This window comes from Pseudomonas sp. FW215-R2, assembly GCF_058789255.1.
Genome location: NZ_JBYTBO010000009.1, coordinates 71,140 through 83,495, shown reverse-complemented (window position 1 = coordinate 83,495; position 12,356 = coordinate 71,140). Strand labels below are relative to the sequence as shown.

The following is a 12,356-nucleotide window of genomic DNA, read 5'->3' as shown; positions in this document are numbered from 1 at the left end:
CAGACTCAGAAAGAAGTCGAATCCAACAATTTTTTCAGGTATTGCCCGTAGCCTGTTTTCTTGAGGGCCTCTGCCTGCTCGCTCAACTGATCCGACGTAATCCAGCCATTGTTGTATGCAATTTCTTCAAGGCACGCCACCTTCAAACCCTGGCGGTGTTCGATGGTGTGCACGAAATGGCTCGCCTCAAGCAGCGAGTCGTGAGTACCGGTATCCAGCCATGCAAAGCCTCGACCGAGCATTTCGACATTGAGGGTTTGTTGCTCGAGATAGGCACGGTTAACGTCTGTAATTTCCAGCTCGCCTCGCTCGGACGGCTTGATGCCCTTGGCAATATCGACAACCTGGTTATCGTAGAAATAAAGACCGGTGACAGCGTAACTGGATTTAGGCTTGAGCGGTTTTTCTTCGATGCTCAATGCCCGACCAGTCGCATCGAACTCAACGACGCCGAAACGCTCAGGATCAGAAACGTGATAACCGAAGACCGTCGCGCCTTTTTCCTGAGTGCTGGCGGAACGCAAGTTATCGGAGAAGTGCTGACCGTAAAATATGTTGTCACCGAGGATCAAACAGCACGGATCCTTACCGATGAACTCCTCACCGATAATGAAGGCCTGAGCCAAACCATCAGGACTTGGTTGTTCGGCGTAGGTCAGCTGAATACCGTAGCGGCTGCCGTCACCGAGCAGCTTGCGAAAGTTTGGCAGATCTTCAGGGGTGGAAATGATCAGGATTTCTCGCATACCTGCGAGCATGAGCACGGACAACGGATAAAAAATCATCGGTTTGTCATAGATCGGCAACATTTGCTTGGAAACACCCAACGTCAACGGGTGCAAGCGTGTTCCCGAACCACCGGCCAGAATAATTCCCTTTCGATTTGTCTTGATCATTTATTAAAAACTTCCATCAGCATTCTGTTTACGCCGCTTTGCCATTCCGGCAGGCGAAGGGCAAAATTATTTCGCAGTTTCTGGGTGTTCAGGCGTGAATTCAAGGGACGACGGGCCGGAGTCGGGTAGGCCGCCGACTCGATCGGGTTTACTTCAGTCACCTTCAATTGCTCGCCAATCTTTCGCGCGAACTCTATGACATGGGAAGCATAGCCGTGCCAGGAAACTTCACCACCGGCAACCAGATGGTAGATGCCCGCCAAATCGGCACTTTGCTTCACTTTCAAAATGGCGTGGGCAGTGACATCGGCAATCAGGTCAGCACCGGTTGGCGCACCCACCTGATCGAAAATCACATTTAACGCCTCACGCTCCTTGGCCAGACGCAACATGGTTTTCGCGAAGTTGTTGCCTCTGACGGAATAGACCCAGCTCGTACGAAAGATCAAGTGCGAACAGCCGGAAGCAACAATTGCCTCTTCGCCAGCGCGCTTGCTGATTCCGTATTGATTAAGGGGCGCAACAGGGTCATCTTCCTTCCAGGGAACATCACCCTCACCACTGAACACATAATCAGTAGAGTAGTGAACCAGCAAGGCATTCAGAGCCAATGCTTCATCCGCCATGACGGCGACTGCCTGGGTATTGATCAGGGCAGCGAGTTCCTTTTCGGACTCTGCTTTATCGACAGCGTTGTAGGCGGCAGCGTTGACTATCACGTCCGGCTTCAGATGCCGGATCGTTGCGCGCAACGCCTCCGGATCCGACAGATCGCCCTGCAGGCCGTTGAGCAGGTGGCGATCCAGCGAGATGAGTTCACCTAGCGGCGCCAGGGAGCGCTGCAGCTCCCAACCCACCTGACCATTTTTTCCAAGAAGAAGGATTCTCATGCTTTATTGGAGCGATCGCTGTAGTTCTGATCAATCCACTGCTGATAGCTGCCGCTTTTCACATGCTCGACCCACTGCGCGTTGTTCAAATACCATTCCACCGTCTTGCGAATACCGGTCTCGAAGGTTTCTTCTGGCGCCCAGCCGAGTTCACGCTGAATCTTGCTCGCATCGATCGCATAACGCTGATCATGTCCCGGACGATCCTGAACATAAGTAATCAAGCTTGCGTGCGGGCGATGAGCTGAGTCCGGACGGAGCTCATCCAGCAGCGCGCAAAGGGTTTGAACCACTTCGATGTTCTGCTTTTCGTTGTGACCACCAATGTTGTACGTCTCACCGATGACACCCTCGGTGACGACTTTGTACAGCGCACGTGCATGATCTTCTACGTACAACCAGTCACGCACTTGATTGCCCTTGCCGTAAACCGGCAGTGGCTTGCCTTCCAGTGCATTGAGAATGATCAGCGGAATCAACTTCTCAGGGAAGTGGCACGGACCATAGTTGTTCGAGCAGTTGGTGACCAGTGTCGGCAGGCCGTAGGTACGGGCCCAGGCACGAACCAGGTGGTCGGAGCTGGCCTTGCTGGCAGAGTATGGCGAGCTTGGCTGATAAGGCGTGGTCTCGGTGAAGAGATCTTCAGGGCCTTCGAGGTCGCCGTACACTTCATCAGTGGAAATGTGATGAAAGCGAAACGCGGCTTTGCGGGTATCGTCCAGCGCAGACCAGTATTGGCGTGCAGCTTCCAGCAACGTGTAGGTGCCGATGATATTGGTCTGGATGAATTCGGACGGACCGGAAATCGAACGGTCAACATGGGATTCAGCAGCCAAATGCATGATTGCATCCGGTTGGTGTTCCCGAAGGACACGATCAATTTGATCACGATCGCAGATATCGACACGCTCAAAGGCATAACGTGAGTTTTGACTAACTTCACCCAACGACTCAAGGTTGCCAGCGTAAGTCAGCTTGTCAACGTTCACGACAGCGTCGTTAGTGTTGGAAATGATATGACGGATGACTGCCGAGCCGATAAACCCGGCGCCGCCGGTTACTAGAATTTTCACGCGAAACCATACCCTTGAGCTACGGACCGCGCCCACAACGAGCGCAGCCTAATCCATGAATGCGAAAGCCGTCATAACCCAGGCCTCCGTCAGAGTCAGTCTGAATCAATGTGGTAACGATGCCACTATCGAACAAGGGCTGCATTTTACAGCTTAATTAACGTTTTACTAATGGATATAGACAGGCAGCGCCGCAAATTCGATGGATGTCCCGCGCCTGTCGTTTTCAGACAAGGCGCTTGCGCACAGCGCGGGACGAGCGTCCCAGAAACCAGCCCAGAACAGGACCGACAAGCATCCCAAGGAGCAGCGCGAGAACCATCACCAGAGATACTGGAAGTTGCGGCCCCGCCCAGCCAAGGAACATCAGCGAGATGGACTGCTGATTCTCCAGCACAAACGCCAGGATCACCAACATCAGTAAAAGAATGAAAACGCCAAGAAGCATGCGTTTGAGGTTACGCATGGGCAACCCCCTGAAAGGTCGTGGCTGTCAAACCCCCTCCTCCTCTTCTTCGTTCACGCGATCACGCAACTCTTTGCCCGGCTTGAAATGCGGAACAAACTTGCCGTCAAGGCTGACAGACTGACCAGTCTTCGGATTGCGGCCGACCCGCGGCGCACGATAGTGCAAGGAAAAGCTGCCAAAACCACGGATCTCGATCCGATCACCAGTGGCCAGACATTGGGACATTTGTTCAAGCATGGTCTTGATGGCCAGCTCCACATCCTTGGATGAGAGCAGCCCTTGATGGGTGACAATTCGTTCGATCAACTCCGACTTCGTCATATTTTTCCCTTCTTTTTCAAGCAGCTAGATCAGCGCTTGAAAGGTTTTAGCATGCCCGGAAGATTTTGAACAGCCCAGGGATTGACATATCTTCTTCAGCGTCAAAACGCCCGTTTTCAGGGCGAAAAACCATACATCCACGCCAGCAGACACTCAGCGACACATCACCAGCATGGTCCGAGTCACGTAGCCTGCGGGATTGAAGCCAAAAGGGAATTCATCTTCATCTTTCGCTTCATCAGATCGGGTGAGCACCTTATAACCTGCCCCCTTGCACTCCTTCGCCGCACGCTTTTGACATTTTTCCCAGCCCGACCCCAACCCCGAACAGTCGATCTCTATACCGCTGACACCACGCACCGCGTGGGTTTTGGCACTTGTGGTGCAACCCGCCAGAACCAGCACAGCCACGAGGAGAATAAACTTGTTCATCCACTTCCTTATGCCAGGCAACAGCCCGACTACTACACACCTAAGACCAAGCTTAGTCGCGAATAGGCGACTGATCCGATTAAAGAAACAGACCACCAAGCGAAGACTTTGGTTTCACACACAAGGAGCAATAGGGAATCCAGTACACCAAATCGCAGGCACAAAAAAGGGCGACCGAAGTCGCCCTTTTTAATGATCAGACAGAACTCAGTTCTGTTTGGCCATTGCTTGACGCAGCAGTGCCGCCATAGTGGTGTCAGCTGCTTCACCTTCCGGAGCTGCTTTCAGGCTCTGGATGGCTTCTTTCTCTTCAGCATCGTCTTTCGATTTGATCGACAGCTGGATTACGCGGCTCTTACGATCAACGCTGATGATCTTGGCTTCTACTTGCTGGCCTTCTTTCAGAACGTTGCGCGCGTCTTCAACGCGGTCACGGCTGATTTCGGAGGCTTTCAGAGTCGCTTCGATATCGTCGGCCAGAACGATGATGGCGCCTTTGGCGTCAACTTCTTTCACGGTGCCAGTAACGATTGCGCCTTTGTCGTTAACCGAGACGTACTCGGAGAACGGATCGCTTTCCAGTTGCTTGATACCCAGGGAGATACGCTCGCGCTCTGGGTCAACCGACAGGATAACGGTGTCCAGCTCGTCGCCCTTCTTGAAACGACGTACGGCTTCTTCGCCCACTTCGTTCCAGGAGATGTCGGACAGGTGAACCAGACCGTCGATGCCGCCGTCCAGACCAATGAAGATACCGAAATCGGTGATCGACTTGATGGTGCCGGAGATTTTATCGCCCTTGTTGAACTGGCCAGAGAAGTCTTCCCATGGGTTCGACTTGCACTGCTTGATGCCCAGGGAGATACGACGACGCTCTTCGTCGATGTCCAGAACCATAACTTCCACTTCGTCGCCGACTTGTACGACTTTCGAAGGGTGGATGTTCTTGTTGGTCCAGTCCATTTCCGAAACGTGTACCAGACCTTCAACGCCTTCTTCCAGCTCAGCGAAGCAGCCGTAGTCGGTCAGGTTGGTTACACGAGCGGTAACGCGAGTGCTTTCTGGGTAACGGGCTTTGATAGCAACCCATGGATCTTCGCCCAGTTGCTTCAGGCCCAGGGAAACACGATTGCGCTCGCGATCGTACTTCAGAACCTTGACGTCGATCTCGTCGCCAACATTGACGATTTCGGAAGGGTGCTTGATACGCTTCCACGCCATGTCGGTGATGTGCAGCAGGCCGTCCACGCCACCCAGATCGACGAATGCGCCGTAATCGGTGAGGTTTTTGACGATACCTTTGACTTGCTGGCCTTCTTGCAGGGATTCCAGCAGAGCTTCACGCTCGGCGGAGTTCTCGGCTTCCAGGACGCTGCGACGGGAAACGACAACGTTGTTGCGCTTCTGGTCCAGCTTGATGACCTTGAATTCCAGCTCTTTGCCTTCCAGGTGCGTGGTGTCGCGCACTGGACGGACGTCAACCAGGGAACCTGGCAGGAACGCACGGATGCCGTTAACGTCGACAGTGAAGCCGCCTTTAACCTTACCGTTGATAACGCCCTTGACCACTTCCTCAGCTGCGAAGGCTGCTTCCAGAACGATCCAGCATTCAGCGCGCTTGGCTTTTTCACGGGACAGCTTGGTTTCACCGAAACCGTCTTCAACCGAGTCCAGAGCAACGTGAACTTCGTCACCGACGTTGATGTTCAGTTCGCCAGCGTCGTTGTAGAACTGCTCCAGAGGGATCAGTGCTTCGGACTTCAGGCCAGCGTGAACGGTTACCCAGCGAGCTTGGTAATCGATATCAACGATAACACCGGTGATGATGGAGCCTGCCTGAAGGTTCAGGGTCTTTAGGCTTTCTTCAAAGAGTTCCGCAAAGCTTTCGCTCATTTTAATTCCTGTTGATTAGGGCGAAAAAGTACGCCCATCTCCACATCCCAGACGATGTGGGTTAGTTTCATTAAAAAGAAGCACCGCAGGACTATGACTGGTCCCCTGTGGCCTTCTTGGTCACCCGGCGATATCGCGAATGGCGATCTCGCTCATGATGCGTTCAAGCACCTGATCGATGGACAACTCCGTGGAATCCAGCTGTATCGCGTCGGCCGCCGGCTTGAGCGGGGCCACCGCTCGCTGGGTATCACGCTCATCGCGCGCACGAATCTCATCTAGCAGACTCGACAGACTAACACCCTCGACTTTGCCCTTCAACTGCAAATATCGACGGCGCGCCCGCTCCTCGGCACTGGCGGTCAGGAAAATCTTCAAGGGCGCATTCGGAAATACCACCGTTCCCATGTCGCGGCCATCGGCCACCAGGCCCGGCGTTTCCTGGAAAGCACGCTGGCGCTGCAGCAGCGCCTCACGCACGGCCGGCAATGCAGCCACCTGGGAAGCGCCGGAACCGACGCTCTCGGTGCGGATGACATCGCTGACTTCATCACCTTCCAGAATGATGCGCTGCAACTGACCGTCGGTCGCCGCGATGAACTGCACATCCAGATGAGCGGCCAGTTTCTTCAGCAACTCTTCATTGGTCAGGTCGACACCATGGTTGTGCGCAGCAAACGCCAGCAAGCGATACAGCGCACCGGAATCCAGCAGGTTCCAGCCCAGACGCTTGGCCAGAATCCCGGCTACGGTGCCTTTGCCCGAGCCGCTTGGCCCATCGATGGTGATGACCGGAGCAATGTTGTTCACGACTGAGCCTCTTGCGCCACACGAATGCCGACCTGCGCGCACAGCGCCAGGAAGTTCGGGAACGATGTCGCGACGTTGGCGCAATCATGGATGCGGATCGGTGCAGTGGCGCGCAGCGAGGCCACGCTGAAAGCCATCGCGATACGGTGATCGCCATGACCATGCACTTCGCCGCCGCCAATCTGGCCGCCGTCGATGATGATGCCGTCCGGGGTCGGCTCGCACTTGACGCCCAGCGCCAGCAAACCGTCCGCCATGACCTGAATACGGTCCGATTCCTTGACCCGCAACTCTTCGGCGCCGGTCAGCACGGTGCGCCCTTCGGCACAGGCTGCCGCCACGAACAGTACCGGGAACTCGTCGATGGCCAGTGGAACCAGCGCTTCCGGAATCTCGATACCTTTGAGTTTAGCTGCTCGCACGCGCAGGTCTGCAACCGGCTCGCCGCCCACTTCACGCTGGTTTTCCAGGGTGATGTCGGCGCCCATCAAGCGCAGGATGTCGATCACACCGGTACGTGTCGGGTTGATACCGACGTGCTCGAGCACCAGCTCCGAACCTTCGGCGATCGACGCTGCCACCAGGAAGAACGCCGACGACGAGATGTCGCCCGGTACTTCGATGTGGGTCGCGGTCAGCTTGCCGCCGGACTCAACCGATGCCGTGGCACCATTGACACTTACCGGATAGCCGAAGCCGCGCAGCATGCGCTCGGTATGGTCACGGGTCGGCGCCGGCTCGGTCACGGTGGTCTTGCCTTCGGCGTACAGACCCGCCAGCAGCAGGCAGGATTTCACCTGGGCACTGGCCATCGGCATGGTGTAGGTCAGGCCTTTGAGCTTGTGACCGCCACGAATAGTCATCGGCGGACGACCTTCGGCAGCGGTTTCGATCACGGCGCCCATTTCCCGCAGCGGGTTGGCCACGCGATTCATTGGACGCTTCGACAGCGACGCATCACCGGTCAGAGTGCTGTCGAAATCCTGCGCGGCCAGCAGGCCGGACAGCAGACGCATCGAAGTGCCGGAGTTGCCCAGATAGATCGGGCCCGGCGCAGGTTTCAGGCCGTGCAGGCCGACACCGTGAATGGTCACGCGGCCGTGATGCGGGCCTTCGATGACCACTCCCATGTCGCGGAACGCCTGCAAGGTCGCCAGGGCATCTTCGCCCTCGAGGAAGCCTTCGACTTCAGTGACGCCTTCAGCCAGAGAACCGAGCATGATCGAACGGTGGGAAATCGATTTGTCACCTGGTACGCGAATCCGACCGGACAGGCGGCCACCAGGTTGAGCCAGGAAAATCAGATCGTTGGAATTCATAGCGTCCACATAGGCCCTGCGGGCCAGGATTTTACTGAAATGCTCGCGGGCAACCCGGGCGCGCGTGAAGACGCCCAACAATTGGTGCCCATCCCCTGCATCGACCGCGTCGCGCAAGGCGTCGAGGTCGCTGCGAAATGTATCGAGTGTGCGCAGGACAGCCTCGCGGTTGGCGAGAAAGATGTCATGCCACATGACCGGGTCGCTTCCGGCGATTCTTGTGAAATCGCGAAAACCGCCCGCAGCGTAACGGAAGATCTCAAGGTTTTCATTGCGCTTGGCCAGCGAATCAACCAGACCGAAGGCGAGCAGGTGCGGCAGATGACTGGTCGCCGCCAGCACTTCATCGTGACGCTCGACCTGCATGTGCTCGACGTCGGCACCCAGCTCGCGCCACAAGCGATCAACCACTGCCAGCGCAGCCGGATCGGTCTGCTCCAGCGGGGTCAGAATCACCTTGTGACGACGAAACAGCTCTGAGTTGGAGGCTTCCACCCCGCTCTGCTCGGAACCGGCAATCGGATGACCCGGCACGAAACGCGCCGGCATGCCGCCGAACGCTTCGGTCGCCGCGCGCACCACATTGCCCTTGGCGCTGCCGACATCCGTCAGGATCGCCTGCCCCAGATCCATGCCAGCCAGACGGGCCAGCACTTTTTCCATGGCCAGGATCGGCACCGCCAACTGGATCACGTCCGCGCCCTGGCAGGCAGCCACCAGGTCTTCTTCGCAGCGATCCACCACACCCAACTCGACCGCCAGCTTTCGCGATTGCGGGTCGAGATCGACCCCGACCACTTCGCGGCACAGACCGCTCTCACGCAAGCCTTTGGCAAACGAACCACCGATCAACCCCAGACCGACCACCACCAGGCGCCCGATCATAGGTGCAGCAGATTGCAGCGCAGTGACATCACCCACGAGCCAGAACCTTGCGCAGCGCTTCGAGGAAGCGGCTGTTTTCCGCCGGCAGACCGATGGTCACCCGCAGATGGTTCGGCATGCCGTAGTTGGCCACCGGACGCACGATCACGCCTTCGCGCAGCAGACTCTGGAACACCGGAGCCGCCACCTGACCGAGGTCGACGCAGATAAAGTTGCCCTTGGACGGAATCCAGCTCAGGCCCAGCTCGCGGAAACCCGCTTCCAGCTGTTGCATGCCGGACTCGTTGAGCTGACGGCTCTGCGCCAGATATTCCTCGTCCTTCAGCGCCGCACACGCCGCGGCCAAGGCCAGACTGTTGACGTTGAACGGCTGACGCACGCGATTCAGCACATCCGCCACCACTGGCGTGGACAAACCGTAGCCAACCCGCAGCGCCGCCAGACCGTAGGCCTTGGAGAAGGTGCGCGAGACCAGCAGGTTCGGGTAAGCCGCGAGGAAATCCAGACCATCCGGCAGATCGCTGCCTTCGGCGTATTCGATGTAAGCCTCGTCCAGCACCACCAGCACGTGCTCCGGCACGTCCTGCAGGAACTCGTCCAGCGCCTCGGCGCCGAACCAGGTGCCGGTCGGGTTGTTCGGGTTGGCGATGAACACCACGCGAGTGTTGGCGTCGATGGCGGCCAGCATCGCTGGCAGGTCATGCCCCCAATCCTTGGCCGGAACGACTTTGGCCTGAGCACCGACCGCCTGGGTCGCAATCGGATAGACCGCGAACGCGTGCTCACTGAACACGGCATTCAGGCCCGGCGCCAGGTAGGCGCGCGCCACCAGCTCGAGAATGTCATTGGAGCCGTTGCCCAGGGTGACCTGGTTCAGCTCGACACGGCACTGCTCGGCCAGCAGGGATTTCAGCGCAAAACCGTTACCGTCCGGATAACGGGTCAGCTCATCCAGCGCTTCGCGGATCGCGGCCAGCGCCTTCGGGCTGGCGCCCAGCGGGTTTTCGTTGCTCGCCAGTTTGACGATGCTCGCCGGATCCAGATCCAGTTCGCGAGCCAGTTCGTCCACGGGCTTGCCCGGAACGTATGGCGAAAGTTGTTGCACGCCCGGCTGTGCCAGAGCGAGGAAGTTGCCACTCATTGCTACCACCCCTTAAAGAACTGCTTTCGGGTAGGAACCCAGCACCTTGAGTGCTACTGCTTCCTGACTGATCTTTTCCAGCACACCCTTGATCAGCGGATCACGGTGATGGCCGACGAAGTCGATGAAGAACACGTAGGTCCATTTACCGCTGCGCGACGGACGGGTTTCGATCCGGGTCAGGTCGATCCCGTTGTCATGGAACGGCACCAGCAGCTCATGGAGCGCGCCGGGCTTGTTGCTCATGGACACGATGATCGACGTCTTGTCGTCGCCGGTCGGCGGCACTTCCTGGTTACCGATCATCAGGAAGCGCGTGGAGTTGTCCGGACGATCCTCGATCTTCTCGGCCAGACGGGTCAGGCCATACAGCCCGGCCGCCATGTCACCGGCGATCGCCGCCGAGTTCCACTCACCCTTGACCCGCTTGGCCGCTTCGGCGTTGCTGGACACCGCCACGCGCTCGACATTCGGGTAATGGGCGTCCAGCCACTTGCGGCACTGGGCCAGCGACTGGGCGTGGGAATAAATGCGGCTGATGCTGTCGGTCTTGGTGTTTTCACCTACCAGCAGATGGTGGTGAATCCGCAGCTCGACTTCGCCACAGATGACCATGTCGTGCTCGAGGAAGCTGTCGAGGGTGTGGTTGACCGCACCTTCGGTGGAGTTCTCCACCGGCACCACGCCAAAATTCACCGCACCGGCCGCCACTTCGCGGAACACTTCGTCGATCGCCGCCATCGGCTTGCTGATCACCGCGTGACCGAAGTGCTTCATGGCCGCCGCTTGGGTGAAGGTGCCTTCCGGACCGAGGTAGGCTACTTTCAGCGGGTTCTCGAGGGCGAGGCACGAGGACATGATTTCGCGGAACAGCCGCGCCATCTCTTCGTTGCCCAGCGGCCCCTTGTTGCGTTCCATCACGCGCTTGAGGACCTGCGCCTCGCGCTCCGGACGATAGAACACCGGCTGCTCGCCTTCGGCCAGACTGGCCATCTTGACCCGTGCAACCTCTTCGGCGCAGCGTGCACGATCGCTGATCAGCTGGAGGATCTTCTCATCCAGGTTATCGATGCGAACGCGCAGCGCCTTGAGCTCCTGCTCGGACATCAGGAATGCTCCTTCTCGAATTCAGCCATGTAACCAACCAGAGCCTCAACCGCATCCAGGCCCAGGGCGTTATAGATCGAGGCACGCATGCCGCCGACCGAACGATGCCCCTTGAGGTTGAGCAGGCCACGGGCGTCGGCGCCGGCCAGGAACGCCTTGTCCAGACGCTCGTCAGCCAGGCGGAACGGCACGTTCATCCACGAGCGGGCGTTGATGCTGATCGGGTTGGTGTAGAAATCGCTGTTGTCGATGAAGCCGTACAGGCGATCTTTCTTCGCCTTGTTGCGCTGCTCCATCGCGGCGACGCCGCCCTGCTCCTTCAGCCACTCGAAAACGAGGCCCGAGAGGTACCAGGAATAGGTGGCCGGGGTGTTGTACATCGAACCGTTGTCGGCCGAGACCTTGTAGTCGAGCATGGTCGGGCACGAACTGCGGGCGCGGCCCATCAGGTCCTCACGGACGATCACCACCACCAGACCGCTCGGGCCGATGTTCTTCTGCGCACCGGCGTAGATCAGACCGTACTGCGACACATCGATCGGGCGCGAGAGGATATCGGAGGACATGTCGACCACCAGCGGAACGTCACCGGCCTCGGGAACCCAGTCAAACTGCAGGCCACCGATGGTTTCGTTTGACGCATAGTGCAGATAGGCCGCACCCGGGGTCAGCTTCCACTCGTTCTGACCAGGAATGGCCAGGTAGTCATAAGGCTTGGCGCTGGCGGCAACGTTGATTTTGCCGAAGCGACGCGCTTCCTCGATGGCTTTCTTCGACCAGATGCCGGTTTCGACATAGTCGGCAGTGCCGTTCTCGGGCAGCAGGTTCAGCGGAATCTCGGCGAACTGCTGGCTCGCGCCGCCCTGCAGGAACAGCACTTTGTAATTGGAGGGGATGGACAGCAGGTCGCGCAGGTCCTGTTCGGCTTTCTCGGCGATGGCCACGTAGTCATCACTACGATGGCTCATTTCCATGACCGACAGACCCTTGCCGTGCCAGTCGAGCAGCTCGGACTGGGCACGCAACAGGACAGCTTCAGGCAGCGCAGCGGGACCTGCGCAGAAGTTAAAGGCTCGTTTGCTCACATCCACTCTCGCTATGCAATCACGGTAGCGGACAG

General features: G+C 57.9%; 12 protein-coding genes. All 12 read right to left on the bottom strand.

Annotated features, from left to right (window positions below; all coding sequences use genetic code 11):
* Positions 1-5: 5 nt before the first annotated feature.
* The 12 genes from rfbA to serC all read right to left on the bottom strand — a co-directional run bounded on the left by rfbA (position 6) and on the right by serC (position 12,321).
* Positions 6-896, bottom strand: coding sequence for a glucose-1-phosphate thymidylyltransferase RfbA (gene rfbA, locus AC3WRD_RS14420; RefSeq protein WP_102620479.1), 891 nt, complete (start codon positions 894-896; stop codon positions 6-8).
* Entirely contained in the window at positions 893-1,786 is an 894-nt protein-coding gene (gene rfbD / locus AC3WRD_RS14415; protein ID WP_102620480.1) for a dTDP-4-dehydrorhamnose reductase, read from the bottom strand. Before rfbD ends, rfbA begins: the two co-directional genes overlap by 4 nt.
* On the bottom strand, positions 1,783-2,859 hold the full coding sequence (gene rfbB, locus AC3WRD_RS14410) for a dTDP-glucose 4,6-dehydratase (protein ID WP_102620481.1): 1,077 nt from the start codon (positions 2,857-2,859) through the stop codon (positions 1,783-1,785). The genes rfbD and rfbB overlap by 4 nt, the downstream gene beginning before the upstream one ends.
* Before the next feature lie 226 nt (positions 2,860-3,085).
* Positions 3,086-3,325 (bottom strand): lipopolysaccharide assembly protein LapA domain-containing protein, encoded by a 240-nt coding sequence (locus AC3WRD_RS14405; protein WP_102620482.1) that lies wholly within the window; start codon positions 3,323-3,325, stop codon positions 3,086-3,088.
* A 27-nt stretch (positions 3,326-3,352) separates the two neighbouring features.
* Entirely contained in the window at positions 3,353-3,649 is a 297-nt protein-coding gene (gene ihfB, locus AC3WRD_RS14400) for an integration host factor subunit beta (RefSeq protein ID WP_003189779.1), read from the bottom strand.
* A 153-nt stretch (positions 3,650-3,802) separates the two neighbouring features.
* Positions 3,803-4,081, bottom strand: coding sequence for a hypothetical protein (locus AC3WRD_RS14395; RefSeq protein WP_102620483.1), 279 nt, complete (start codon positions 4,079-4,081; stop codon positions 3,803-3,805).
* Positions 4,082-4,288: 207 nt separating this feature from the next.
* Positions 4,289-5,974 carry a 30S ribosomal protein S1 gene (rpsA, locus tag AC3WRD_RS14390; protein ID WP_007950918.1) on the bottom strand — a complete coding sequence of 562 codons (1,686 nt, stop codon included), beginning with the start codon at positions 5,972-5,974 and terminating at the stop codon, positions 4,289-4,291.
* A gap of 120 nt (positions 5,975-6,094) precedes the next feature.
* A complete protein-coding gene (gene cmk / locus AC3WRD_RS14385; protein WP_007950916.1) occupies positions 6,095-6,784 on the bottom strand; it encodes a (d)CMP kinase in 690 nt (229 codons plus the stop codon).
* Positions 6,781-8,988, bottom strand: a complete 2,208-nt coding sequence (locus AC3WRD_RS14380; RefSeq protein ID WP_256580590.1) for a bifunctional prephenate dehydrogenase/3-phosphoshikimate 1-carboxyvinyltransferase — start codon at positions 8,986-8,988, stop codon at positions 6,781-6,783. The genes cmk and AC3WRD_RS14380 overlap by 4 nt, the downstream gene beginning before the upstream one ends.
* A gap of 28 nt (positions 8,989-9,016) precedes the next feature.
* The gene (hisC, locus tag AC3WRD_RS14375) at positions 9,017-10,129 is read right to left on the bottom strand and encodes a histidinol-phosphate transaminase (protein WP_102620485.1); all 1,113 of its coding nucleotides are present in this window, start codon (positions 10,127-10,129) and stop codon (positions 9,017-9,019) included.
* A 12-nt stretch (positions 10,130-10,141) separates the two neighbouring features.
* Positions 10,142-11,236 carry a prephenate dehydratase gene (pheA, locus tag AC3WRD_RS14370; protein ID WP_007950913.1) on the bottom strand — a complete coding sequence of 365 codons (1,095 nt, stop codon included), beginning with the start codon at positions 11,234-11,236 and terminating at the stop codon, positions 10,142-10,144.
* Positions 11,236-12,321 carry a 3-phosphoserine/phosphohydroxythreonine transaminase gene (gene serC / locus AC3WRD_RS14365; protein ID WP_102620486.1) on the bottom strand — a complete coding sequence of 362 codons (1,086 nt, stop codon included), beginning with the start codon at positions 12,319-12,321 and terminating at the stop codon, positions 11,236-11,238. The genes pheA and serC overlap by 1 nt, the downstream gene beginning before the upstream one ends.
* Between the last annotated feature and the right edge of the window lie 35 nt (positions 12,322-12,356).

Excerpts from the sequence above, each read along its gene's own strand:
- ihfB (WP_003189779.1), bottom strand. The coding sequence starts at position 3,649 with ATGACGAAGTCGGAGTTGATCGAACGAATTGTCACCCATCAAGGGCTG.
- AC3WRD_RS14380 (WP_256580590.1), bottom strand. The coding sequence starts at position 8,988 with ATGATCGGGCGCCTGGTGGTGGTCGGTCTGGGGTTGATCGGTGGTTCG.
- rfbD (WP_102620480.1), bottom strand. The coding sequence starts at position 1,786 with ATGAGAATCCTTCTTCTTGGAAAAAATGGTCAGGTGGGTTGGGAGCTG.
- AC3WRD_RS14405 (WP_102620482.1), bottom strand. The coding sequence starts at position 3,325 with ATGCGTAACCTCAAACGCATGCTTCTTGGCGTTTTCATTCTTTTACTG.
- rpsA (WP_007950918.1), bottom strand. The coding sequence starts at position 5,974 with ATGAGCGAAAGCTTTGCGGAACTCTTTGAAGAAAGCCTAAAGACCCTG.
- rfbA (WP_102620479.1), bottom strand. The coding sequence starts at position 896 with ATGATCAAGACAAATCGAAAGGGAATTATTCTGGCCGGTGGTTCGGGA.
- AC3WRD_RS14395 (WP_102620483.1), bottom strand. The coding sequence starts at position 4,081 with ATGAACAAGTTTATTCTCCTCGTGGCTGTGCTGGTTCTGGCGGGTTGC.
- hisC (WP_102620485.1), bottom strand. The coding sequence starts at position 10,129 with ATGAGTGGCAACTTCCTCGCTCTGGCACAGCCGGGCGTGCAACAACTT.
- pheA (WP_007950913.1), bottom strand. The coding sequence starts at position 11,236 with ATGTCCGAGCAGGAGCTCAAGGCGCTGCGCGTTCGCATCGATAACCTG.